30 protein-coding genes are annotated in these 22,904 nt (G+C 43.4%); 23 read left to right on the plus strand and 7 right to left on the minus strand.

Translation table 11 applies throughout. From position 1 onward, the window contains the following. Positions 1–102: 102 nt before the first annotated feature. Both AABK39_RS16030 and AABK39_RS16035 read right to left on the minus strand, forming a co-directional pair. Entirely contained in the window at positions 103–2,166 is a 2,064-nt protein-coding gene (locus AABK39_RS16030; protein ID WP_338392347.1) for a hypothetical protein, read from the minus strand. Between the two features lie 31 nt (positions 2,167–2,197). Then, the gene (locus AABK39_RS16035; RefSeq protein ID WP_338392348.1) at positions 2,198–2,755 is read right to left on the minus strand and encodes an alpha/beta hydrolase; all 558 of its coding nucleotides are present in this window, start codon (positions 2,753–2,755) and stop codon (positions 2,198–2,200) included. A gap of 334 nt (positions 2,756–3,089) precedes the next feature. On the opposite strand from AABK39_RS16035, the gene AABK39_RS16040 reads away from it, so the two are divergent. From AABK39_RS16040 to AABK39_RS16150, 23 genes are all read left to right on the plus strand, one after another. After that, entirely contained in the window at positions 3,090–3,587 is a 498-nt protein-coding gene (locus AABK39_RS16040; RefSeq protein ID WP_338392349.1) for a hypothetical protein, read from the plus strand. A 286-nt stretch (positions 3,588–3,873) separates the two neighbouring features. Further along, positions 3,874–4,518, plus strand: coding sequence for a DUF4349 domain-containing protein (locus tag AABK39_RS16045; protein WP_338392350.1), 645 nt, complete (start codon positions 3,874–3,876; stop codon positions 4,516–4,518). A gap of 37 nt (positions 4,519–4,555) precedes the next feature. Beyond that, positions 4,556–4,954: a VOC family protein gene (locus AABK39_RS16050; RefSeq protein WP_338392351.1), complete on the plus strand. Its 399-nt coding sequence runs from the start codon at positions 4,556–4,558 to the stop codon at positions 4,952–4,954. A gap of 114 nt (positions 4,955–5,068) precedes the next feature. Further along, entirely contained in the window at positions 5,069–6,100 is a 1,032-nt protein-coding gene (locus AABK39_RS16055; protein WP_338392352.1) for a serine hydrolase domain-containing protein, read from the plus strand. 29 nt (positions 6,101–6,129) lie between these two features. Then, positions 6,130–6,582, plus strand: a complete 453-nt coding sequence (locus tag AABK39_RS16060) for a hypothetical protein (RefSeq protein WP_338392353.1) — start codon at positions 6,130–6,132, stop codon at positions 6,580–6,582. A 72-nt stretch (positions 6,583–6,654) separates the two neighbouring features. Next, entirely contained in the window at positions 6,655–7,152 is a 498-nt protein-coding gene (locus AABK39_RS16065; RefSeq protein ID WP_338392354.1) for a DUF6653 family protein, read from the plus strand. Positions 7,153–8,090: 938 nt separating this feature from the next. Beyond that, positions 8,091–9,371, plus strand: a complete 1,281-nt coding sequence (locus tag AABK39_RS16070; protein ID WP_338392355.1) for a TlpA family protein disulfide reductase — start codon at positions 8,091–8,093, stop codon at positions 9,369–9,371. A gap of 218 nt (positions 9,372–9,589) precedes the next feature. Then, a complete protein-coding gene (locus tag AABK39_RS16075; RefSeq protein ID WP_338392356.1) occupies positions 9,590–10,018 on the plus strand; it encodes a DUF2752 domain-containing protein in 429 nt (142 codons plus the stop codon). A gap of 329 nt (positions 10,019–10,347) precedes the next feature. Then, a complete protein-coding gene (locus AABK39_RS16080; RefSeq protein ID WP_338392357.1) occupies positions 10,348–11,742 on the plus strand; it encodes an SMI1/KNR4 family protein in 1,395 nt (464 codons plus the stop codon). A gap of 126 nt (positions 11,743–11,868) precedes the next feature. Further along, on the plus strand, positions 11,869–12,513 hold the full coding sequence (locus AABK39_RS16085) for an alpha/beta hydrolase (RefSeq protein WP_338392358.1): 645 nt from the start codon (positions 11,869–11,871) through the stop codon (positions 12,511–12,513). A gap of 52 nt (positions 12,514–12,565) precedes the next feature. Further along, complete coding sequence (locus AABK39_RS16090) at positions 12,566–13,804, plus strand: hypothetical protein (RefSeq protein ID WP_338392359.1); 1,239 nt, start codon at positions 12,566–12,568, stop codon at positions 13,802–13,804. A 17-nt stretch (positions 13,805–13,821) separates the two neighbouring features. Further along, a complete protein-coding gene (locus AABK39_RS16095) occupies positions 13,822–14,340 on the plus strand; it encodes a GNAT family N-acetyltransferase (protein ID WP_338392360.1) in 519 nt (172 codons plus the stop codon). Positions 14,341–14,395: 55 nt separating this feature from the next. Then, positions 14,396–14,797: a hypothetical protein gene (locus tag AABK39_RS16100; protein WP_338392361.1), complete on the plus strand. Its 402-nt coding sequence runs from the start codon at positions 14,396–14,398 to the stop codon at positions 14,795–14,797. A 23-nt stretch (positions 14,798–14,820) separates the two neighbouring features. Beyond that, positions 14,821–15,249 (plus strand): DUF1801 domain-containing protein, encoded by a 429-nt coding sequence (locus tag AABK39_RS16105; protein WP_338392362.1) that lies wholly within the window; start codon positions 14,821–14,823, stop codon positions 15,247–15,249. A 77-nt stretch (positions 15,250–15,326) separates the two neighbouring features. Continuing rightward, positions 15,327–15,707, plus strand: a complete 381-nt coding sequence (locus tag AABK39_RS16110) for a DUF4274 domain-containing protein (RefSeq protein WP_338394698.1) — start codon at positions 15,327–15,329, stop codon at positions 15,705–15,707. Between the two features lie 7 nt (positions 15,708–15,714). Then, a complete protein-coding gene (locus AABK39_RS16115; RefSeq protein ID WP_338392363.1) occupies positions 15,715–16,209 on the plus strand; it encodes a MepB family protein in 495 nt (164 codons plus the stop codon). A gap of 237 nt (positions 16,210–16,446) precedes the next feature. Next, on the plus strand, positions 16,447–17,280 hold the full coding sequence (locus AABK39_RS16120; RefSeq protein ID WP_338392364.1) for a glycoside hydrolase family 16 protein: 834 nt from the start codon (positions 16,447–16,449) through the stop codon (positions 17,278–17,280). A gap of 47 nt (positions 17,281–17,327) precedes the next feature. Next, entirely contained in the window at positions 17,328–17,930 is a 603-nt protein-coding gene (locus AABK39_RS27755; RefSeq protein ID WP_421825140.1) for a helix-turn-helix domain-containing protein, read from the plus strand. 350 nt (positions 17,931–18,280) lie between these two features. Continuing rightward, on the plus strand, positions 18,281–18,613 hold the full coding sequence (locus AABK39_RS16130) for a hypothetical protein (protein ID WP_338392365.1): 333 nt from the start codon (positions 18,281–18,283) through the stop codon (positions 18,611–18,613). A gap of 5 nt (positions 18,614–18,618) precedes the next feature. Then, positions 18,619–19,038 (plus strand): hypothetical protein, encoded by a 420-nt coding sequence (locus tag AABK39_RS16135; RefSeq protein WP_338392366.1) that lies wholly within the window; start codon positions 18,619–18,621, stop codon positions 19,036–19,038. 62 nt (positions 19,039–19,100) lie between these two features. Then, positions 19,101–19,583 carry a hypothetical protein gene (locus tag AABK39_RS16140; protein ID WP_338392367.1) on the plus strand — a complete coding sequence of 161 codons (483 nt, stop codon included), beginning with the start codon at positions 19,101–19,103 and terminating at the stop codon, positions 19,581–19,583. A gap of 122 nt (positions 19,584–19,705) precedes the next feature. After that, positions 19,706–20,314 carry a hypothetical protein gene (locus tag AABK39_RS16145; protein WP_338392368.1) on the plus strand — a complete coding sequence of 203 codons (609 nt, stop codon included), beginning with the start codon at positions 19,706–19,708 and terminating at the stop codon, positions 20,312–20,314. A gap of 33 nt (positions 20,315–20,347) precedes the next feature. Continuing rightward, entirely contained in the window at positions 20,348–20,557 is a 210-nt protein-coding gene (locus tag AABK39_RS16150) for an ankyrin repeat domain-containing protein (protein WP_338392369.1), read from the plus strand. A 45-nt stretch (positions 20,558–20,602) separates the two neighbouring features. Here the strand turns inward: AABK39_RS16150 and AABK39_RS16155 are convergent, their stop codons facing one another. The 5 genes from AABK39_RS16155 to AABK39_RS16175 form a co-directional block, all read right to left on the minus strand. Then, a complete protein-coding gene (locus tag AABK39_RS16155; protein WP_338392370.1) occupies positions 20,603–21,529 on the minus strand; it encodes an IS3 family transposase in 927 nt (308 codons plus the stop codon). Between the two features lie 2 nt (positions 21,530–21,531). Continuing rightward, the gene (locus AABK39_RS16160) at positions 21,532–21,837 is read right to left on the minus strand and encodes a transposase (protein WP_338392371.1); all 306 of its coding nucleotides are present in this window, start codon (positions 21,835–21,837) and stop codon (positions 21,532–21,534) included. Then, the gene (locus AABK39_RS16165) at positions 21,834–22,127 is read right to left on the minus strand and encodes a nuclear transport factor 2 family protein (protein WP_338392372.1); all 294 of its coding nucleotides are present in this window, start codon (positions 22,125–22,127) and stop codon (positions 21,834–21,836) included. The genes AABK39_RS16160 and AABK39_RS16165 overlap by 4 nt, the downstream gene beginning before the upstream one ends. A gap of 73 nt (positions 22,128–22,200) precedes the next feature. Next, positions 22,201–22,416, minus strand: coding sequence for a tautomerase family protein (locus AABK39_RS16170; protein WP_338392373.1), 216 nt, complete (start codon positions 22,414–22,416; stop codon positions 22,201–22,203). Positions 22,417–22,530: 114 nt separating this feature from the next. Next, positions 22,531–22,890, minus strand: coding sequence for a Crp/Fnr family transcriptional regulator (locus AABK39_RS16175; protein WP_338392374.1), 360 nt, complete (start codon positions 22,888–22,890; stop codon positions 22,531–22,533). Positions 22,891–22,904 lie beyond the last annotated feature (14 nt).

A 22,904-nucleotide genomic window follows, 5' to 3' on the forward strand; every position in this document is an offset into this window, starting at 1 on the left:
TCAAAGACGAACTCCAAAAAAAGCAAGACTTTAACAGAAATGGAAAAATCACACTGATAATTTTCAGATCTTTTTGAGCGATAGTTATTTATGAACAAATCATCATGAAGTTTTTTTCTTCTTCTTTTTTTTCTTTTTCGATACCGAAACCTCTTCTCCGCCCCCTTCAGCCACCTCAGACGACGTGGACGGCCCAGTAACCTCGACCGTGACACCCGGCGTAAGAGCCACCTCCAACGCCGACAAAAAATCCGAAAACCTATGCTCGGGAGGTATGAGGTCCCGACCCGGCGAAAAACTTTCGATTTCGGGAACTTTCGGCACTGCCCCGGCCACCGGACTCACTTTTTGCCACAACACCCGCCACTCTTCCTCGCCAAACGAATATGTGGCCTCCACCAGAAAGCGGACACGATCCAATAAGCCGTGGAAATAGTCGATATGCTCTTGCACCCTGCCATACACAAAATCCTGACGGGCGAGCAGAGCCAGCACATCCGCCGTGGAACGAAGCGACTCGGGCATCAGCGCATAGCGGTCTTGGCGACGCAGAAGATTCGCAAGGTTGATATAATTGTAAAAACTGTCAAACACCGGAAAAAACGGCGGACAAATGCGTTTGCAAACCGCCGACAAGTGATTGGCGTAATTCAGTGTCATGCCGAAATATTCTTGCACTCGCAACTTACGGTACGTGACTCCCGTGGAGCGCAACGACAAAGCCACGGCCGTGCGGAACAGCTTGCGATCAGTCTCTTTTTCGGGAAAAATATGGGCGGGAAAGAATTCCCCCGGCCCCAAACGATGTAGGCCCGTCGGTATCAATTCGTCGCTGTCCTTGCCCAAGGCCTCCAAATTCGACGACAACAGCTCGTGCGCCCGCTTTTTGCGCACCGTTCCCTCAAGCACCGAAAACAGCAACGACCGCGCTTTTCCCATCCTGTCGGCCAAGTTTTTCACTTTGCCCATCATTAGGGTATTTTGTCGCAAGCCGGCCTCACTTTTTCCTTTGCCGAAAATATTGTAATACTTTACAATTTCCCACAGTCCGGCGTCATCCGCTTTTTCCAAGGTCACATTTTCGGTAAGCAGATCGAAATCCGGAATATCCAACGCCTCTTCCCACTCCCGCATAAGCTCTGTCCGTCCGTTTTCTTTCACCGTGGGAAGCACTTTCTCCGCCTTACGCACACTCGGCGACGCCGACGGCGACTTTTTCTCAACCTCCGCCAACATCGCTGCCCAATCTTCCTCCGTTTCCAGGCTCTCTGTAGACCCGCCTGATTTGATTGGTGCTTTTTTCTTTTTCCGCCTCGGCGAAGCGGATTTTGGAGGCGTGAGATCGGAAGCGGATTTTACACGATCCAAATCCGGCATCCGGGGCTTAGCCAATGGGGTCAGGGATGTTTCTGAATGAGATGAATGAGTCAAGCTCAAATCCTCCATCGCTCCGGAAAAACCCTCCGGCAACTCAAAACGCCGTAAAGGCTTTGGTGTGGATACGGGCGTACTTCCTTCCGAACGCGTAGTAGGCACTGTCAAAGTCTTCGTCGAAACCTTCTTTTCAGCGCCGGGAGAATCTGCTCCAAAAAAACGTTCCTCTTTACGGATTCCTTCCAGCGTACGCCCTCTGGCATCGGCAAATTCAAGACGAAGCCCCAAGCCAGATATCCATTTCCGGATATCGGACAAAACCTTTATGATTTGGTCGGGAAATTCGCTCTCGGCCACCATCAGCCCCGTACCGGCATCGTAAAACGGAATCCGCAACCCGTATTCGCCAAAGCTGTAATGCGCATGGCGAAACTCCACCACCATAGCTCCCGTGCGCCTATCGCGGTAAGTGCGTTCCAGGTCAATAGTCAGATGCGGGTATTTTCCGCCTGGAACTATCATAGCTTGGCGCATGGAGCTGACCTGAAATTTGGAGACGGGATTTTTCTCCAAGGCATTGGTCCAAGTAGCGCCGGAGATTTGTTTTCTGACACACTGCACCGGCCCTTTTTCAGAAACATAAGCCGGGGCGGGCGGAACTTTCCCTTGTCCGCCAGAGCTTATTCCCGAACGGAATCCGGGGACGCTATGTGGCAAACGGATTTTCAAAAAATGGAAATAACGACCATGATTGTAAGGAATACGAGGCTCAAACGAAGATATATCGGACACTGGGAAACAGGCCTGATATTACCAACAGAAATCACGCCTTGGGCAAATCTCCGACTAAGTCGGCTTCCAGTATTTCCTCCGCAATTTTCGAGGCGAACTTTTCTTCCATATACAAAGCGTGTCCACCGCCGGAAATAACCCGCAATGAAGTCCCTGTTCTCTCCGCCCAATCTTCGTCGGGACAGTATGGGTCTTCGCTTCCGAAATACAGGCTGGTTTTTACCGGGAAAAGTTCTTTTTCATAACGCAAACGTGTGGAAGACACCGCAAAAAGACCGGCGCAGTCCAAACCGAGAAATACCGATCGCCAAGCCACCGCCCCGCCTACGCTAAAAGCCAAAACGTAGACTTTTTCCGTAACCGTTTCGGACAGTTTCTTCGCTGCACGCTCTATTCCGCCGTCCACAAACTGCCGATGCAACGCCTCTTGCGTATAATCGTCTTTGCGGACGTCACCCAATTCACAGCAATCAAAGTATTCGCAACGAAACTTTTGGTCCAATACCGGAGCGTAAAAGTCCAGCCAGCCGGAGCGCTCACGGCCCCAGAGGTCCGAGAGGATGATTAGGCGGGGTTTTGAATTATTCATTTTTGAAATAATAAAATTGATTTCACAATCTATATAAATAGCGTAAGGCAAAAGTATTATCGCAGCAACAGCGAGCACCTCTCCAGATTTTCTTTATACGCTAACTTACCGGTTTTACCGAAAATTAAAAATCGACTAAAAGCCCCAATAATACCATTTTCAGTTCACAACTGAAGTAATCCCAATATTCCCTTTACGGAACCAACCCTCCCAAATAATAATTATTTCGAATCCAAAACGGGCCTTACGCAACCAACTGCAACTCAACTATGTCATAAAATGGAAAACGATAATCATCCTTTATTACCTTTCTGTACTTACAAAACCAACTACAATGAAACGCCTCCTAATTCCGCTTCTACTTTTCATCCTAATTAACTACACATGGTGCCCGGCACAAATCACCGGCAAGGGAATCAGCTATATCGCCTTCCGGCTTGATCATTCCATGCGCATACCGAATCATTCCGTAACCGTAGAAATAATCAACCGACGGAAAGATGTGGAAGTAAACGTAATCTCCATCCCCAAAACCGACGACATTATCTGGCAACAAACCGCCGTAGACACCACCTTCAACATCAGCAAGAAAAAGTTCGAAACGATTGCCAACAAAGTAAGAACACTTAGGGGTGTTGACCTTGAAAAATCTATTGTGACGGGATTAGACGGATATAGGAGTTCCATTGAATTCGGGTCTTACCAAAACAAAATCACTTATACGTTTTGGTCGCCAAATTTAAATACGAAAGAAAGAGGCCTTTCTGACTTTTTAAATCTATGTAAGGACATTATTAAAGTCGGCAAGCTGAGGCGAAACGAGGTTCTTTAAACGGTTAACCCGGCTAACGCCGGAGTTAAGCAATAGGGCTTCTGTTCTGGCGACACAAAAACTCACTGAAAACCTTCATTCTACGTTCACCAAGACCGTCTTCCAATGTTAACCCATCACCACCAGCTAAAAACAAAGCCGTTTTTTGTATTTAAACATTTCATGATTAGTTTTAATCCAGAACATAGGCATAGATTTTAACCAATAAGATTCCGTGCCTGAGTTTTCATATTTTGAATTTTTAAAAACTGCACAGCGTACAAACGCTGTATAACTTTTTTTCAAAATGAGATACATCCTAACTATCCTGCTCTTAGGTGTCACGTTTTCCTGCACCACTTCAAAGCATTACAATGCCGCAAGGCAATCTAAATCAATGTCTATTCAAAAAAGTATGCCGGGCACTGAACATCATAAAATGGTGTACGATGTCACGTTACGCATAGCCATTGACGAAATAGACTCCGCAGCCGTCAGGATAAAGCGAACCGTATACTCGAAAAAGGGAATGATAGTGGAAGCATCGCTCAACAAAACCGTATGTCGAGTGCCCGCCAAGCGGCTTGAGCAAACTCTCCAACAACTATCCGCTTTGGGAAAAGTACGTTACAAAAACATCGTGGCCAAAGACGTTACAGACACTTACTATGACTTCAAAATACGTTTGGAGAACGCCCAAAAAGCGAATAACCGGTATTTGGAACTGCTAAAACGGGCCAACAACGTAACCGATATTTTACGCATAGAAAAGGAAGTTGAGCGTTTGACAGAAAAGATCGAAACTCTGAAAGCGCGCTTGGATAACTTGGACCGGATGATTGATTACTCCACCATTACCATCGAATATAGCCGAAGGGAAAAACCCGGTTTAATCGGATATATTGGCGTCGGGTTGTACCATTCCGTAAAGTGGCTATTTGTCAGAAATTAACTAAAGGGCCATCACCAAAATATAAATGTCGGTAACGATGAAAGAAATCGAATTTATACTATACGTCGCCGATCAGGAAAAAAGCAAACGCTTCTACGAGCAACTCTTTCAGATGAAACCCAGCTTGGATGTTCCGGGAATGACCGAGTTCAGATTATCCGATTCCGTGAAATTAGGCTTAATGCCCGAAAACGGAATCGCAAAAATAATCGGTGAAAAGATGCCTCACCCAAATAAAGGGGCAGGGATCCCGAGGTGTGAGCTTTACTTAAAAGTAGACGAAGCGAAGGAATACCTGGAAAGAGGCATCAAATTCGGCGGAAATAAAATTGACGATCTGAAAGACAGGGATTGGGGAGACAAAGTTGGATATATTTCCGATATAGACGGGCATATAATCGCATTCTGCGAAAGCGTTTCCTCGGAGAGGAATTGAATATGAAAACGGCTTTTCTATCGTTCCCCCTCTACGGTTAGGAAAACGCGTCAACAGGAATATTAATTCGCAACACCATAACCAAACATAGTTATATCGGCTAAACCGAATCCGATGAAAAAACAAATCCTAAGAGCCGTACTCCTTCTGGGAACCGTTATTTCCTTGTTTTACGTCCCTTGGCCTTTGGTGCGGGCTTGGACTTTGCCTCTTCCCGAAACCGTCCAGCAACAGACCGAAGAAGCCCTAGACCACGGATTCGAGGGAATAATCGTATACGTGGACGAAGCGGGAAAGTCACCTGAATTTTTCACGGCGGGCTGGCACGATAGGTACAAAAAAATTCCGGCCAAGCCGGACGCCTTGTTCAAGATAGCCAGCATCAGCAAATTGTATACAGCTGTCGCCATAACCAAATTGGTGAAAGAAGGCCGTTTGTCTCTGGACCAAACCCTCGCCGACCATTTTCCGGAATTGGCAGGAAAAATAGAGAATGCCAAGAAAATCACGTTGCGGATGATGGTTCGCCACCGGAGCGGGATTCCGAATTATACCGATACCCACCATTACTGGGAAGCTCCCAAAGATACCAACAAAGAAAAGCTGGAACTTGTCCTCGGTTTGCCAGCCAACTTCGTCCCAGATACCGATTACGAATACAGCAATACGAACTATCTGTTGTTAGCCGAAATTATGGACAAAGTCTTGGGCTACGGCCACCACCGATATATCAAGGAGAATATACTGAAGCCACTGGGGCTAAACAATACTTTTGCGTCACTGAAAGAGGTGGATTTGGATAAGGTCATGAGCGGATACCACGTAGGCTATCACGCCGACCTAAAAACCGACAAACACGGAATGCTGGCTACCGCCGAAGACGTAGGCAAGTTTATCAGGGCACTGAACGACGGCTCGGTATTTAGGGAAGGCGAACGGGAGATTTATTCCTCCATCTACGCTTTTGAACACACCGGCCTAGTCCCTGGCTACCAAAGCATAGCCAAATACCATAAAGACCTAGACACCGTCGTGATTCAGTTTACCAACACCACGTATTTTGAAGGATACCACTGGAACCTTTCGGAGATTGTTTATAGGCGGATCGTGAAGATATTAAGAAGTAGAAATAACAGTAAAGTATAGATGCTCTAACCTTCCATATTAATCGTTCAATGTCCGTGACAGACCCTGATATAAAAAAGATAACGCTCGATGGCCAAGAGCTTTTTTGCCCAACCTCAAAGCAGTGGGTACAGATCCTAAACGAAGGAAAATTCTATAACCACAATGTTTTTCAAACCGATTTATTGAGATATAAGATTGAAAGAAATGCTCAATACCCAGAGTTAAAAAGTTGTCTGAGCGTATACAATGGACGCATGCTTTTTATCGAACTATTAAAAATAGAAAGTGATCTCATCAGAGTGTTTGTAGAAAGTGTTATCTGTGAAACATGCAAAAACAAAGCTCTGATATCTGCAACTCCTGGTGTTTCCGATTTATACATTGGCCTTAGCAACCCGAAACAGGCGAGAGAAAAAGGGTATAAACATAAAAACCAAAGATGTAAATACTGCAACAACGTTTACGAACGGAGATACACTGTATGGCAGAAATATGAGTGAGCTCCCTTCTACGGCCCTTTCTTCATATCCAGAATATTCACTCGCAGGTTTCCGAAAAACAACCCCATAATCATGGAAGAAAAACTCGCTAAGCTTTTCGGTTTGAATGATGAGAATTGGCTAAAGCACGCCAACCCCAAAAGCGTATGGACCCGGGCCCCTTTGCTCCCTTTTATTGTATTGGCTATTTGGAGCAAAGAATGGATCGGCATTTGGTGTCTGGCTCCGCTAACCACACTTTTTATATGGACCATAATCAACCCCTCGTTTTTTCCTGCACCGAAGACCACCAACAACTGGGCATCAAAAGCCGTATTGGGCGAAAAAATATGGATCAACAGAAAGAAAACCCCGATACCCACACATCACAACCGAGCGATCAACATCCTCGTTTCGGTACAGCTTACAGGCCTTGTCCTAATCATTATCGGGATATACCAGCTAAACCCGTGGCAGGCAATTTCGGGCACCATATGCGTGTTTTTGGGCAAAATGTGGTTTTTGGATAGGACTGTCTGGATTTTTGAAGATATGAAAGATAATCCGGAGTACAGCAACCTTCTTTTTTAGGGCTAAACTGGTTTAACAGCCCAAATGCCCACGAGAACCGGTTTATAGTCGAAGAAAAAACTTTAAGCAAGCGATATGTCCCGAAAAAATGAATTTCAAAATATAGCGAACGGTCTCGTCTGTTCTTTTATCAGCAGAAATAACGACGTCGATGGATACTGGGGTATTGGAAAACTGTATTCCCATATGCTCAACTCCGGGACAATGAGGCTAAAAATCGATTTCGTCAAACAAAAAATAGATCCAGCTAATCAGGAGTTCGCTTTTTTGATTTCAAAATACTCTGAATGGATATCTCGACAGATAAAGAAAAAACGATTGCGACCAAGTTTTTTTAAGAGCGCTGAACTGACCCTAACAGGATACCCGAACGAACCAATCGCAAGGTACGGTAACATTGCCCCAAACAAAGTGCACTGTAAAATGATAATCACTGACGACAGAAATAAGAAATATATAAGCGAAGTCAACACTTGGTGCCGTGAACATAATCCCGCTAAGGAATCCCGAATCCTCAGACAATATTAGAAGGAACAATACTCTGTCTGAGCTTTTAGTCATTTAGAATTTCTAGCACTCCACTTTTTTAAATCCTGAAAAAATGACCTCACCTTCAGGGCCCAATAAGCCATCCATTAAAAAAAATACCAAGAAATATACTTTCATCGGTGTCGTAATAGTAATCGTATCTGTACTTCAGTTACTGCATCGCACTTACTCGTTCCAAAAGAAAAAAGAACGAGTAAGACAAGAAGAACAGATTATGTCCAGCTCTATGGAATCTATCAGAGACACACTGCAGGCGAAGATCGATTCAATTAAAGCTACTACAACAGAATAGTACTTTTCCCCAGACCTATAAATACAAAAACTTCCAAATAGTTTTATTATATTATTTTTCATTCCACACAAGACTGTACCACAAATAACTCTTTACGATGAGACCATTTTTAAATATCTCACTCTTCTTTTTTATTATACTTTTTGGATGTAATCCACAGAAAAAAGAAACGCTCAACCAATTCAGCGCACAAGTTGACACGCTGGTGCTGAAAACGAACAAAGCGAAAGGTTATGGCATGCTGAACTATTCCGTCGCTTACGGAATTGTAACGCAAGACACGGCCGATCACCGTGAATTTCCAGTAATTTACCCCGAAAACCTCCATGACATAAAAATCGCAAGTGCGCGGATTGACACTAAACCAGCCCGATACAAAAGACTCAAAAAGAATAATTCGGAGTATCTTCCAAAATTTCTCGTGAAGAACTTCCCACAGAATATTGATACGGCGAACTTACCCACAACCGAGGAGAATACGATAAATATACTATTGGCGAAAAGAGACGGAAAAAAAGTATTCGTTGTTGACGAAAATAACAATCAGGACTTCAGGGACGACTCTGTCCGGCTACTCAAAAATTATGATTACAAACGGCCTGAACTTATAAAATGCCAATACAGCATCTATAACGGATCCAAGCTAACCAAAACCTCCGGCTGGATTAATACAGGCGGAGATCCCTTGATGTTTTCAGTGGCGCACCATTTGGAATCGTCATTTTCCATTGGCAACAACACCTATAAAATTGAAGCCGTAAACGGAGGGCCATTTTTTCGCTTCTGTTTCGAAAACCCGATGCTGGCGCTTGTTAGCCAAAACGGCGTACAGAAAGATTCCGTGGTTACCAGCGAGATTATCGAAAAGGGGGAATACCTGAAATTGGGCGACAGTTTTTTCAGATTGGAAAACGTTTCGAATGACGGCAGTTTGGTTACGCTGATAAAAGAGAAAGACATAAGCGACAAAATCGGGACGCAAGTCGGGTTTATGGCCCCCGATTTTGAAAGCCGGACAATCGACGGAGATTCGGTCCGTTCGGAAGACTTTAAGGGGAAATATTTATTGGTAGCTAATCTAACCGCTTGCGGTGACCGTGAGGAAAATTACGGATACTTTAAGGACCTAAAACAAAAATACGGATCCAGCTTTGATATTGTCGGGGTGGAAAATTCACGGGAATCTCTCAAACAGCTTATCAAAAAGCTGAGCCTAGACGGAAAGTTTATAATTGCGGAAGACAATCCGAGCATGCGAAAAAACTACAGGGAAGATTTCAGTTCCAGAACCTGCTTCCTTATTAATCCACAAGGAAAAATAGCCGACAAATTCGAACTGAGCGCTTGGAAGGCAACATTATCAAAGCACTTTGAATAGGTCGTTCCGCGGGCTGGCGTCACCGAGTTTTACTTCTGTTGGCTTTTGTATGGAGACTTTCCATCCTAAGCTTTTAGGAATAGATCCTCTTTTTAACCGTGCCTTGTTTTAAGTTTCTAAAGTATATACATTGCGGGTTCTTGATTGATTTTTATCAACTATCCGCAAAACCCCATTTTGGGCTATAATCGGGTATTTTTGGAACTCTATCGCATATAATGGAAATCGCTTTTTTCCCAAACAAATTACTTAGAGGCTTTATAAAAGACGTTGGTGTCCGGTATGATTTTAACGTACTGGCCAGCAATATCCTGCTTCTGGTTATCTTTTTGGTGCTAAAAGATTCCTTTTTAGAGTTAATCGGTTTGGTTCCGCATTTTTGTCTTATAGACCGCCTATTCGGAGTGGAATGCCCCGTATGCGGTACGACAAGAGCCTTTTGCGAAATGTCAAAGGGCAACTTCGCCGGCGCTTGGTCCCTGAATCCCACAAGTTTGGCCGTGGCCACGTTTTTTCTCATACAAATACCCCTGAGAACGATGGCCTTGGTCAAGAAAGACTATTCGATAAAAATCACACTCTTTTCGAAATACTTTAGCCAGCTGATTCTGGCGATTATTATAATTAATTGGTTAATAAATTTTTAGTTAAGTAGTAAATCATGGCTGTAATTTCTTGTCCAAAATGTAGTAAACCTACAAAAAGAGGCGGTTTCGCCACTTGGCAAATCATCGTTGCTATTTGTTTTTTCCCACTCGGCCTGTTGGCGCTATTAGCGGGGCGTAAACCCAGTATTTGCCACAGTTGCGGATTTTCTTGGGAAGGCTAAGGCCCTTAAGTTAACGGGACCTTTTCCGTAAACGAAAAACTGACCGAACGCGGACCTCAATAGCGGAGTTCGCGTTTTTGTTTATTCCCCTATATCACTTTCGCAAGGCCCGACCGTACTCCGCCAATCATTTGCCAAATACCAAGAATGGAAAAATACTCTGAACAGATAAAGCGAATAAAATCGAAACTGCCAAAGGCAGCCAAAGCCGATCCGGACCTAAAAGTGTTTGGCGCCGACAGTCACAACTATTCCTTGGGATCGCCCGCCAATGCGGAAGATGTGATGGCTTTCGAAAAAAAATATTCCGTCAGCCTGCCCGATTGTTTCAAGGCTTTTATCCTACAAGTGGGCAATGGCGGTAGCGGTTTCCAAACATCAGGCGCCGGGCCGTTTTACGGCATATATCCTTTCGATAAAGGTGTGGGATATCTGATGTACGACGATATCGAAATGTACCTCAAAAAAGATTGTACGCTTTGGCCTGGCATCACCGACGAGGATTGGGAAAAAATCAGCGAAAAAGCCGAAAGCGACGACATCTCGGACGATGAGTACGAGGAAGAAATCGGCCGTATTTATGGCGGTATTTTGCCCATTGGCTCCCAAGGTTGTACTTACCTCCACGGTATGGTTCTGGCCGGAAAATATCGGGGAAAAGTGGTGAATATGGATATGGATTTCCAGAAGCCGCGCTTTACTTTCGAAGACAATTTTTTGGATTGGTACGAAAGGTGGCTCGATGAAGTCATCTCCGGAGACCTTATCTGCGATACGGCGAGCTGGTTTGGGTACACCATGGGCGGGCCAGAAGAAAAACTTCTGGAAACGTTTCGCCACAGCGCCGATAAGAATACCAAAATTGAAGCGCTTTATGGGTTGTTGCGAAAAAAACAGCTGAGCCCTTCCGTATTGGATACCATTAGCCAAACGATGGAAAACGCCGAGGGCGATATTTACAGACTATCACTCCAGATTATAGTCAAAAACAAACATCCGAAGTGGAAAAGTTATTTGGCCGAAGCTGGCGAAAAGGACCTCTTGGCTACTTTTAAATTTATCTACTGGTACGACGAGCCTAATATTTCCGACTGGAAAGAATTTACGGTCAGTCTAATGCCAAGAGTTACCGAACCGGACACTTTCCGCTTCCTCACTTATATTCTTCAAGGATGCGCTTTCGATTACGGAAAACTAATCGCCGGGTTTATAAAAAACGAAAATGAGGAAATCAGATCAACAGCCGTCTATTCGCTCGGAAAACTGATGAAAAAGGAAGATTATCTGGAAACCTTTATTCTGGGATTGAACGACCGTTCGAACCAAGTGGTACACTCTTCGCTTCAAGCCTTGTCCGGCGTAAAAAACAATAAGCTTCTGCCTCACTACGAGAATATAGCGCTCAGATTCCCCGTCGAAAAAGATTATATCTTGACTAATCTGGAATACAGACTATCAGAATTCGGGATAGACCTAAAACAGCTCAGGAAAGCGAACCAGGAAAAGTTTCGACAAAATCAGATAAATAACCAAAAGCGATAACGCATTATCTATTCCCCAAAAAAGATTGTCTATAACAAAAGAAATAAAGACCTTAACTTCTATCAGAATACCGAACCCAATCCTTAAGCCATTAAAGCCGGACAATTACGGCCATACCAAAAACCGATGAAAGCGAAACTGATAATCGCCCTCCTGTTTTTATTGATCTCGGGCACCGGCGTAGCGAAAAGTGGCGACCGGTATATTTTCTTTATCCATAACCGATTTCTGGAAACCCACGGACTTGATGAACTCCACCCGACGTTTGGCAGAATGGAATACCGGGAAATTTTATCGGAATTTAAGAACAGCGGATTTAAGGTCATTAGCGAAATCAGAAACGGGAACGTAAATGCCCGGGAATACGCCATCGGTGTTACGGAACAAATTGACAGCTTGATCCGAAGCGGAGTCAAACCGAGCGAAATAACGGTCGTCGGGACTTCAAAAGGAGGATATATAGCCCAATACGTATCGACATTCGCCAATAACCCGGATTTGAATTTCGTTTTTGTCGCATGTTTCCAAAACAGTGACATCGAAGACATTCCGGAGATTAACTTTTGTGGAAATATCCTTACGATTTACGAAAAATCGGATCCGTTCGGAGTCTCAGCCTTGGAACGAAAAGAAACTTCGGCTTGTGATATCCGCCATTTTGAAGAAATAAAACTGAATACTGGCATGGGACACGGTTTTTTGTTCAAGCCATTTAAAGAATGGATCGTCCCGACCGTGAAATGGGCAAACGGGAACTATAAAGTGAACTGACTTCGATCCACAGACAAATCAATACCATCTACGATTTTTTAAAACCGAATTAATGCTAACCGTAACGGGCAAAACATACGAGGAGATCCATATTGAATTCCTGAAAGAACGAAAGAGTTTTCTATCACGCAAAGAGCGTAGAGATCAGATCCGGGCCAAACTTTCCGAGAAAGAGCGGGAAGCGCTGGACAATAATTTCAGCGCTCTGTTTATGAAGATAGTTTACGAAGGAGCGGAAAATGTGGACGAGCTGGAGGATATGCTTGAACGAGGAGCGACAACCACAGCCTTTGAGGACTATGAACTGACGAGTCAACCAAATTTGGCGAAAGCCCTTCGGGAATGGCTAATATATAAAACCGAGGAAGGAATCGAATTGCCGGATACGGTGGCCAAAGCGCTGAACATAACCGTAGAAGCGGGGGACGCTTTTCTCACCAATCGGTTTTATGTGGGCAATGGCGGGGACACTCTAATCCATTTAATATTTTACGAATACTTCAGGGCGTTTTATTTGCCCAACCACCCCGATAATCCAGAAACCAAGAAAAGAAGCGATTTTGCCGAACAACTATTATACAAAATAACCGCACAGGCGGGGAGTTCTTACGAATTCTGGTCTAAGTTTATTTTCGATATCGGATTTCATTATACGCACTACGTAAATAACGGAGGAAAGCACCATGAGCGAAACCTGCTTCGCTTTTACACCTATTGTTTTCTATACCATAGCGGTGGTTTTTTCCAGCGTTTTTTTAACGAATACGAAAGCCATTATTCAAAAATCGAATCCTTTACAGCACTGCTCGTAAAAATCGTTTTGAGTGCGGAATCGTTGCGCGCTGACCTATTGCAATACGCCGACGCGAGGAAAGGTATTTTCTCAAGGCGTTTTGACCTTAGCCATTACAATTCTGTTCTCAAAGACGAGATTGACAAGGTAATCGGCATAATGCTATCTACGGCATCAAACAGGAAAATAATATGCCAGGCCATTAATGATTCAAAGTGGCTCCGAAAGCAATTCCTGAATTCCCCAAAAAGTATTTTCAGAATAGCGCGGGAAAAGACCATGCTCAAAATCTTCCTGAAAAAGGAAAGGCAAGCGCTTTTGGAACTAAGGGACAATAACGGGAACGACTTGCTATTGCACACGCTAAAACTGAAGGGAAAAACCGAAAACAATATAAAACTATTGCTCGGCCACGGCTTTGGTTTGGATACTGTCGATAATCACGGGAATTCCGCCAGATCTATTCTTGAAACAAGAAAAGACCTTACGATACCATAAAACACTCGATAACTCAAATGACCATTTTCACAACAGAACGACTCGCCGCCAGAGAGCTGATGCCGGCGGACGCTGACCATTATTTCGATATGATGGGCAACCCGAACGTTATGAACCCTATTCCGAGAGAAGTGATGAGCCGGGAAGAAAGCGACGCTCACTTGGAAAATTTCCTGAATACGGATATGAGCCAAACCGACACGAAAGTGTGGGCGATAGAGATCAAAGACGGAAAAGAATTCATAGGGCTTTGTGCCTTTTTGAAAAACGACGAAAACGAGGACGAAATCGGTTACCGGCTAAGGGAAAAGTATTGGAGAAGGGGTTTGGGAACGGAAATTACCAGAGGCTTGATCGAATTCGGATTCGGGAAAATGGGAATGGAAAAAATCACCGCCGATGTGGATACCAGAAACCTGAACTCGGTAAAGATTCTGGAAAAATTTATGTCGCCGGCAAAGGAGTTTTTTAATGATTCGGACGATTGTGTGGATCGGCGGTATGAGTTGTTTAGGGCTGATTGGTTGGGGCGGTAAATGAAAATATATTAAAAGCTGTTCAGCTACATCACAATTAACCGAGGTAATAGAGATGGCTATAAGCAAGAAAAACAAAAGCCGTATAAGGATTAACGATAACGAATATCTGTGGTGGGTCTTTGAAGAACAGGATCAAACAGAATTTGATGGCTTTCAAGTTAAAGTTGTTTGCTCTAACCAGACACATTTCTTGAAATACGGTTTACAACAGCCAGAGAGCAATCGAAAAGTTGTGCTTGCTTTAAGAGATTATACAAAACTTGTCCATTTATCATCTCCTCCTAAATTCGAAAATGGTAATGGCATAATAACGAAAAGTGGCATCTATAGAATGTTAAAATGGTGCAAAAATAATGATCGCCAAATTCAGTATGCTTTACACGGACATAATAATGATTTAGCCAAAAAGGAAAAGCTTTTGTTGCTAAAGGAACTTCAAAAGAAACTGGCTTAGAACACTCTTTATTGTCAAAACCAATGAAAAACCTAACGCATAAAACAGATCCAAAAGTAGACGAGGTATTCGCCAATTACCCTGATGGTGTGCGGGATAAAATGCTTTTTTTGAAAAAGTTGGTGATAGAAACCGCCAAAGAAACGGACGGCGTTGACAAACTGGAGGAAACGCTGAAATGGGGCGAGCCCAGTTTCGTTACGAAAAACGGAAGCACGCTCCGAATGGACTGGAAGAGGAAAAGCCCCGATCAATACGCCATGTATTTCCAATGTTCAAGCCGGCTCGTGGAAACGTTTAGGGCCGTATTTGAGGACCGGTTCGAATACGAAGGAAATCGGGCAATCATATTTCAGCTTGACCAGGATATTCCCGTAACGGAACTAAAGGAATGCATAAAAGCGACGCTGACTTACCATAAGGTAAAACACCTGATAACGCTGGGAATCTGAAAAACCCGAAATATAAAACGCTGAACGGGGAAGAAACACGGCTGATAGAATTCCATAAGGCCTACGGCAATACGGAAATAGAGGAATGGACGGAGTCTGTCGAGCAATCAAGCAATCCGTTTTTTCTCAAGGAATGCGCCGAGATATATAATTGGAATGACGGAATGGAATTCCCTATAGCTATCGCCAACAACCAGTATTGCGACAAGGGCACGGCACTTACCTTATTTTGGTTGGCCGGAGGCCTATCTGTTTTTACCGGCGAAAACAAACGTAACGAACACAATGGCGAGTGGTTCGACTTCTGCGAAACGCTGATTGACCGATTGACAAAAAACGTATACCCCGAAGGCCCCGTCGATTTTGATCCACCCATAAATAAAGTGACCGCCTACAAGTACAGAAAAGCGGGTATCCCCGCCACGCTGTATGAAAAAGTGGAAGGGAAGAAATCATAATAGGGATATGAATAATAGCCTGAGCAGAATCAATACGGAAGTTTACAGTAAGTGTGGCTTAGTGATTTCCAACGTCCGCACGGAAAGTGAGGGCAAGGAGTACCATGCCTGCCGGTTTGAACTGAACGGTTTAAAAATAATCAGTAGAAACGGGAAGGTGACTCCCAAAAAGGCCGGACAGTTTGTGACTTTCTGGAAAAGAAACCAAGAAGATATCACCGAGCCGTTTCACGTGTCCGACCCTATAGATTTTTATGTCATAACGGTGGAAGATAAAGACCGGCTGGGCCAATTCGTTTTTCCGAAAACCGCACTGATAAAAAACGGAATCCTATCAACAGACAAAAAAGAAGGCAAAAGGGGCTTTAGGGTGTATCCGCCTTGGGATAAAGCGGGAAACAAGCAGGCGGAAAAAACCCAACAATGGCAGTTGGCCTTCTTTTTTGAAACCGGCGGAGAAAACGGAATTGGAAAGGCGACCGGACTTTTCGGACTAAGTTGAAGGGGCGTTTCCAAACGCCACTAGTTACGCTGAACCAAGCGTAACTTTTTTTGTATCGCACTCTAGTGCTTTTTATCGATCAAATTACAGAACCCCAGCAAATTTTCAAGATGCGTCGTAAAGGGTAACAGCGTCTTTTTGACACGGATTTCATCATATGTGATATTTACAATTTGAAGCAAACGGTAAATTGGAAAAGTATTATTTCAGTTACCGAACACTTTTAATATCTCGCACATGAAATTTCGTTCTGTATTTACGGTTTACTTTTTTACCGCACTGGCTTTTTTCGCCTGTACCGAAAAGCCTTCCAAAATCATCGATTCGTATATCTATCTCCAAAACGACGGACGAAGCAAAGACCAGTGGAAACTAGTATGGTCCGACGAATTCAACGGCCCTAGCCTTGATACGACCAAATGGACAAAAATTCCCAAATGCGAAGCCGCTTGGTGCAAACATTTGAGCGATGATCCCAGATGTTTCGAATTTTCCGACGGAAAGCTTCACCTTCTCGGCATAAACAATCCCGATACTCTATCCGACCCGCGTCCGTACCTGACGGGCGGAATATGGAGCAAAGGAAAATTCGCTTACCAATACGGAAAAGTGGAAATCCGGGCGAAGCTGGAAAGCGCCCAAGGCGCTTGGCCCGCAATATGGATGCTGGCGGAACAAAATAAATACGGGGAGTATCCGAAAAACGGCGAAATAGACATAATGGAGCATCTGAACTTCGATAGCCTGATTTATCAAACCACGCATTCGCATTATACCCTGAACCTTAAGCAAACGAAAAAACCTCCGCACGGTGGCACCGCCGCTTTCGATCCCGGCGTGTTCAATACTTTTGGCCTTGAGTGGTATCCGGACAAGCTGGTTTTTACGCTCAACGGCAAGCCATCCTTCAGCTATCCCGCCCTAAAAGGCGTCGATTCCAGCCAATGGCCTTACGACCAGCCGTTCTATCTTCTGATAGACCAACAGTTAAAAGGCTCTTGGGTCGGTGATGTCAATCCCGAGCACCTGCCCGTACGGATGATTATAGATTGGGTGCGGGTTTACCAATAATATCGGTGGCCCGTATTTTGCGGAAATCCCCGTAAAAAATCCGGAGAATGAGCGCTTACCGAAGACTTGATTTGCACGAACGAAATATGATCCTGCGCCTACGGGCAATGGGCGAATCGCGCCGTGCTATCGCAAAGTTTTTGAGGCGCTCGCCATCCACCATCAGCCGGGAGCTTCAGCGCAATACCATCCAGTTTTCCGGATACTGCCCCGACTTGGCGCACAGACTCGCCGAAGCCCGCCAACGCATATGCGTAGGCCACAACCGCCGGCGCCCGGAATACAGACGTCTGGTGGGCGTAAGCGATTTCCGGCTAAAACTGCCCCGGGTGTTTATAGCTTGGCATTCCGACGACAAATTTTACCGCCGTGGCCTTACCGGCTTTATCGGTAGCCAAATGTACCGGCTCAGGTCCCTATTCACCACAGACGAAAAGCCCTTCCATTATTTCGAACTCTTCGAACACCACCGCCTACTCCGGCGCTGGTGGCGCTGGCGAGAGTTCCGCGCCGAGCTAAAAGCCATCCAAAACGGCGAGAAAATAAAACCGCCCCCGAAAAAACGAAGGCCTAGCCTAAGCTACAGCAAAAGCCCAAAAACCGAAGCCACACCAAAAATACAACCCGCCACACACCGCCGGGCCGGATAATCCTGCCCGAAATATTACAAAAAGCCCGCTTTTTTCCATTTAAAGGAAAAGGGCAGGCTTTTTTCGTCTCCGGAATGGTGACCTTTCCAGAAAGCGGTGATTTTTATATGTGTTTTTGGGAGCTCTTTGAGAGGGATTGTGATTTTTTGGAAATTTTTTCGAGTTGATTTTGGTGTTGCGTTGGCTCACGTGAGTTGGCGAGCTATATTTTAATCATATTTTCTGCTTTTAATTTAAATTTAAGGGGTGATGTCACTAGATTATGATGTGATTACTTCTCTGGACGGACTATTAAATTATCAGTGAAAATAAACGGTATTACTGTTATTGACTGTTATGCAAAATTAAAAATGAGCCGAGCGATTAAAAGAAAAATTATAGTAAATCAAGAAGTTTACTTTTGGGTTCTTGATGGAAATACTATTGATGGCCTTAACGAAAACCGCATTAAGGTTCATTCAAATAAGTTGACTAAAAGCATATTGTATATTGACCCTTATAAATGGCACTTTGAAATACGACCTAAGACAATAGAACAAGCAATTTTATTTGCTATAAAAAATGGATGGAACCCTGAAGGAAAAGGAAAAACCACCTATCTATCAATGACAGATGAGGGTGATTTTTTTGTTGTTCCAGAAGGTGTGAAATTTGGTTTTCTCAATAAAGAGAATAATGCATAGTTTAAATGAACAATGATAAAATGCAAACATTGGCCAAGTCTAAAAATATTATAATTGAAAGTGAATATGAAACTGTTGAGTTATCCTTCATTAAAAATTATGGATTCAAAAAAAAATCTGTAACAATTGGTGATTTTTACGGCGACCCTGAATGTGCTATTATCTCTAAAGATGAAACATACTGTGTCGTAGGTGGCTGTGGTCTTATTGTATACTGGATTAAGAATCCCTTAGAAGAATTTGAATATGACAAACGAACTAAACAATTTCAAGAATATTTCAGGAAACCAAATGACATATGGTGGATTACTTCAATTCAGCAGTTAAAAGGTCATATAGTTAAGTTTGAGGTCAATTCCTCAGAAACTGAGGAAAAAGAATCTTTTGAAATGAACGTTAAAAACGGTGAATTGAAAAGGCTCTAGAATCAAATAAAAAAATTGCATAACACTATGTAAAAATGCATTAAACGTTGGCGTAATTATAAATGAAGACAACTGAATTAATAAATAAATACGATAAGTCAAAGGGATTAAGTGAGAATGACTTTTCAATGATACTTGAGTCCAACAGAGAAAATACTGTTAAGGAGCTTAGGAAAAAACCAAATCGAGAATTTGCATTAGACTTATTAGCATTTGTCATCGAGAACAGACAAAAAGAAAATTATAATATTGGTGATGGTGAAAATATAATGTTCGCATCCTACCTAGTAGGACTTCACAAACATGTAGAAGATTGTTTGGTAATTTGGAAAGCAAAAACTATTGATTTTGATGCTTCTTGTTTAGTAGATATTCAATTAGTTGTCTTTGCAGGCGTTGACATTACTCTCAAGTATTTAAAGAACTTAAAGTCGGATGATAACTCAGAAGAACTGTTTAAATACATTCAAGACTGTAAAGAAGCAGGAGATTTTGATGAAATAGACGAATACTTTTCAAATGAAAATATTCCTTGGTGGGTTTAACGCAAAAAAACATAAAATTGAAATTAACAAAATAGAAAGGCCCAACATGCGCTAAAAAACCATAACTCACTACGTTCGATAAGCCATTATCAGCACCTTCATTATAAGTAATCGAAAACACTATGTCGAGAAATATATTACCTAAGGATCTCGAAACAATATTTATAAAAAACATCCTTTTTGAACTATCTGACAAAGAGTTTCTTGCTATCATTGATAGTCAAATGTCTAATCTAAAGAAATATGTAGAGGGAGAAGAGTGTATTGAAATTTTCAACTTTTTCACAACAAGCTCAAATAAAACAATCAATTACAGAAAAATATTAGCCCATTCAATTTGGGGCAAAAACATCGATTTGCACAAGCTAGACAACGAACGAATTAAACAAATTAACCGAAAGCAAGAGAAATTTATATCGATAAATAAAATCATCAATATACATGATTGGTTAAGCGGAGGAACTACAATTACTTACGAAGGAGTGGATGGTATAGAACACAAAATTGTGTTTGAATATCCGTTTGACAGATTTATTATTAATACAGCTTCTTTAGTTGGCTCTATTTATTATGATGACAAGCTAGTCCCAGTATCTTCCAATTTAGAGGGTAGTATAGTTAAAGAATTAGATAGGTTTCGAAGTAAAGGGAATAACCATGCTCTTGAAGATTTATTAAACTTCATTCAATTGGGTGAATATAAAAATATTGCAAATAAACTAGGTAGATAACATTTACAACATGCGCTGTTTTCCATAGACAAAATGAATAAAGACTTAAAACTCGAAGCATTGATAGAGGCCTGCGGTTATGGACTTTTGGAACCGGCCAAAAGGCTAATCGATGATGGGGTCAATGTCAATGGATATCAAGACAATTTATCTCCTTTGATCGCTTCTGTATACGGACAAAATATTGCGCTTGTAGAACTTTTGGTAAAGTCAGGAGCGATAATCAATCAAGGTGAACTATAGTACCCTCGATTCTTAGGACCAGTAAAGTCGATTTTTAAGTAAATTTTAAACGGTTGTCGCTATCGTCGAGCCCGTGTGAATGTTGATAAGTCCTTTCACATTCTGTTTTTTCTTGGACTTATCAATATTTGCATGGGCATACGCGGTGGCTTTCGCTTTTGACGCTCCGCTAAAAACATTTTCCGGCTTCAGGTTCTCGATTCCTTGGTGATCCCTGTTGTGGTAGCGTCGCAACCATTTCTCTATCCCCAAATACAACTTTAAACCGTTGTCGGCCGGATTCAGGTAAATATGGTCCCTTTTTAGCGTTCTCCAAAAGCGTTCGATGTAAATGTTGTCCAAGGCTCGGCCTTTGGCGTCCATACTGATGTTTATTCCCTCTTTCTTGAGATAGTTCACGTATTCCCCGCAAGTGAACTGGGAACCTTGGTCACTGTTGAGTATTTCCGGTTTACCGTGAATCTCAACGGCCTCACGCACCACTTTTAAAGACGCCGCGGCCTCAAGCGTATTGCTCAAACCCCAACCCACTATGTACCTGCTGTAGACGTCGATAATCGCCGTCATATACATGAAACCGCTAGCCATGGCTATATAAGTGATGTCTATCGACCAGACCTGGTTTTTCCTGACAACTTTCTTTTCCTTAAGCAGATACGGGTAAACGTATTTTGCCTCTCCGGGCTTGCTCAGATTCTTTTTCGGGTAAATAGGGTAGAGATTCGCTTTGCGCATCAAGCGCCTAACCCTTTCATAGGAAGGGTTGAATCCTTGGTCACGCAAGGCTGATCTCATGCGCAAAACTCCCGCCGTGGGTTCGTCGATCATGTGCCGGTCCATAAGGCGCATCAACTCCAAGTTTTCCGCGTTTTCCCCCTTTGGGCTGTAGTAGTATGACGAACGGTAAAGCTCCAGACAGTCGCACTGACGGCGAATGCTCAGCTTATCCCCGGGGTCGACAAGGAGACGCAAATCTATAGACGCCCCAACTTCTTTAAGCTTTTTTTTAGGAAGTCGTTTTCCATCTCAAGCTTTCCTATTTTACTGTACAGTTGGTCTGTCGCCTTCTCCGTTTTCTCGTGTTCTTTTCTATCTTTGCCACCCTCAAAAACGCTGGACGAGCGCTGCAGAAACTCATTTTTCCATTGTGAAATCTGGGTGGCGTGAAGATCGTACCGTCTGCAGAGTTCTTGGGTGGTTTCTCTTTCCTTCAGTGCTTCGATCGCTACTTCCGCCTTGAATTTGGCGCTGAATTTTCTGCGTGTCGTTCTCGTTTTCATGCCCATAATTTAGTGATTTTTAAACTAAGACACTGGTCCGAAAATTCAGGGGTATTATAATCCATTATCTCCATCGTAAATTTTTCGCCCAGACTTTTCGGTGATTTTCGTTCCTCTACCACCCGCAAATACTCTTGAAGCGTTTTGGCGTAAACGCTTCCGCCTACTTCTCCATACAGACGGCAATCGGGGTGAAACACCTTCTCCAAAGCGGTGATGTCACCGCAGAAAATTCCACGGAAATATTCATCGATCAGCGCAATGATCGCAGGCTTATAAGACTCTTCCATATACCCGTTAATTGAGATCGGTAAAAACTCCAGGACGGAAATACCCGTCCCGTTCCAGTAAAAAAATCCGCAACTATGAAGCGCTTGGGCCGGGTGTTTTACCCTCGCTTCTGGGTAACGCCCCATTCACCCCCCAATTGTCAAGTGGCACTTCATCAATAAGTACGTGCGTGTACTTCGGGTCTTTGTCCAGCACATCCACCAACAATTGCGTGGCTCCGGCTATCAGGCGTTGTTTCTGTTCAAGGGTGATATTCGTGTCCGTTACTTTGATGTTGATAAAAGGCATATCCTTGCGGTTTGTGTTTTGTAATAATTACACCGCAAAGATGCCCGGCCTAGCCATAAACGGGGAAGCGCTTATATCACTTCTTTTCCGTGACATAGATCACACGAAGCCAGTCTACGATTGTAGACGGCTCAGGGTTTCTCTGGAAACGCCGAGATACGAGGCTATAAGTTTTTTCGGGATGCGGTGGATCAGTTGCGGATACTGAGACATCAGAAAATCATAACGCTCCCGGGCTGAGTTTTTGAGCAGGGAAAGGATTCTGTTTTGCTGGGCTATGCGTCCCAATTTGCTTTTTTTTGCCCAAAATCGCTCCATCTTATGCATCTCCGAGGTGAGTTTCTCCCTGTTGTCCCGGGTAATGTAGAGCAGTTCGCAATCTTCCAGACAATCAACCGACGTTTTGGCTACCGTCCCCTTCACAAAGCAGGGCCTGTTCATAAAGCGTCTGAGAAAATAGGAGCTTACCACCATGAATTGCAATTTTG

It is taken from the genome of Fulvitalea axinellae (assembly GCF_036492835.1).
Classification (GTDB): Bacteria; Bacteroidota; Bacteroidia; order Cytophagales; family Cyclobacteriaceae; genus Fulvitalea; species Fulvitalea axinellae.

Bases quoted from the DNA above. Each gene is read 5' to 3' on its own strand.
- AABK39_RS16035 (WP_338392348.1), bottom strand. From the start codon at position 2,755: ATGAATAATTCAAAACCCCGCCTAATCATCCTCTCGGACCTCTGGGGC.
- AABK39_RS16040 (WP_338392349.1), top strand. From the start codon at position 3,090: ATGAAACGCCTCCTAATTCCGCTTCTACTTTTCATCCTAATTAACTAC.
- AABK39_RS16045 (WP_338392350.1), top strand. From the start codon at position 3,874: ATGAGATACATCCTAACTATCCTGCTCTTAGGTGTCACGTTTTCCTGC.
- AABK39_RS16050 (WP_338392351.1), top strand. From the start codon at position 4,556: ATGAAAGAAATCGAATTTATACTATACGTCGCCGATCAGGAAAAAAGC.
- AABK39_RS16055 (WP_338392352.1), top strand. From the start codon at position 5,069: ATGAAAAAACAAATCCTAAGAGCCGTACTCCTTCTGGGAACCGTTATT.
- AABK39_RS16060 (WP_338392353.1), top strand. From the start codon at position 6,130: ATGTCCGTGACAGACCCTGATATAAAAAAGATAACGCTCGATGGCCAA.
- AABK39_RS16065 (WP_338392354.1), top strand. From the start codon at position 6,655: ATGGAAGAAAAACTCGCTAAGCTTTTCGGTTTGAATGATGAGAATTGG.
- AABK39_RS16070 (WP_338392355.1), top strand. From the start codon at position 8,091: ATGAGACCATTTTTAAATATCTCACTCTTCTTTTTTATTATACTTTTT.
- AABK39_RS16075 (WP_338392356.1), top strand. From the start codon at position 9,590: ATGGAAATCGCTTTTTTCCCAAACAAATTACTTAGAGGCTTTATAAAA.
- AABK39_RS16080 (WP_338392357.1), top strand. From the start codon at position 10,348: ATGGAAAAATACTCTGAACAGATAAAGCGAATAAAATCGAAACTGCCA.
- AABK39_RS16085 (WP_338392358.1), top strand. From the start codon at position 11,869: ATGAAAGCGAAACTGATAATCGCCCTCCTGTTTTTATTGATCTCGGGC.
- AABK39_RS16090 (WP_338392359.1), top strand. From the start codon at position 12,566: ATGCTAACCGTAACGGGCAAAACATACGAGGAGATCCATATTGAATTC.
- AABK39_RS16095 (WP_338392360.1), top strand. From the start codon at position 13,822: ATGACCATTTTCACAACAGAACGACTCGCCGCCAGAGAGCTGATGCCG.
- AABK39_RS16100 (WP_338392361.1), top strand. From the start codon at position 14,396: ATGGCTATAAGCAAGAAAAACAAAAGCCGTATAAGGATTAACGATAAC.
- AABK39_RS16105 (WP_338392362.1), top strand. From the start codon at position 14,821: ATGAAAAACCTAACGCATAAAACAGATCCAAAAGTAGACGAGGTATTC.
- AABK39_RS16115 (WP_338392363.1), top strand. From the start codon at position 15,715: ATGAATAATAGCCTGAGCAGAATCAATACGGAAGTTTACAGTAAGTGT.
- AABK39_RS16120 (WP_338392364.1), top strand. From the start codon at position 16,447: ATGAAATTTCGTTCTGTATTTACGGTTTACTTTTTTACCGCACTGGCT.
- AABK39_RS27755 (WP_421825140.1), top strand. From the start codon at position 17,328: ATGAGCGCTTACCGAAGACTTGATTTGCACGAACGAAATATGATCCTG.
- AABK39_RS16130 (WP_338392365.1), top strand. From the start codon at position 18,281: ATGAGCCGAGCGATTAAAAGAAAAATTATAGTAAATCAAGAAGTTTAC.
- AABK39_RS16135 (WP_338392366.1), top strand. From the start codon at position 18,619: ATGAACAATGATAAAATGCAAACATTGGCCAAGTCTAAAAATATTATA.
- AABK39_RS16140 (WP_338392367.1), top strand. From the start codon at position 19,101: ATGAAGACAACTGAATTAATAAATAAATACGATAAGTCAAAGGGATTA.
- AABK39_RS16145 (WP_338392368.1), top strand. From the start codon at position 19,706: ATGTCGAGAAATATATTACCTAAGGATCTCGAAACAATATTTATAAAA.
- AABK39_RS16150 (WP_338392369.1), top strand. From the start codon at position 20,348: ATGAATAAAGACTTAAAACTCGAAGCATTGATAGAGGCCTGCGGTTAT.
- AABK39_RS16160 (WP_338392371.1), bottom strand. From the start codon at position 21,837: ATGAAAACGAGAACGACACGCAGAAAATTCAGCGCCAAATTCAAGGCG.
- AABK39_RS16165 (WP_338392372.1), bottom strand. From the start codon at position 22,127: ATGGAAGAGTCTTATAAGCCTGCGATCATTGCGCTGATCGATGAATAT.
- AABK39_RS16170 (WP_338392373.1), bottom strand. From the start codon at position 22,416: ATGCCTTTTATCAACATCAAAGTAACGGACACGAATATCACCCTTGAA.
- AABK39_RS16175 (WP_338392374.1), bottom strand. From the start codon at position 22,890: ATGGTGGTAAGCTCCTATTTTCTCAGACGCTTTATGAACAGGCCCTGC.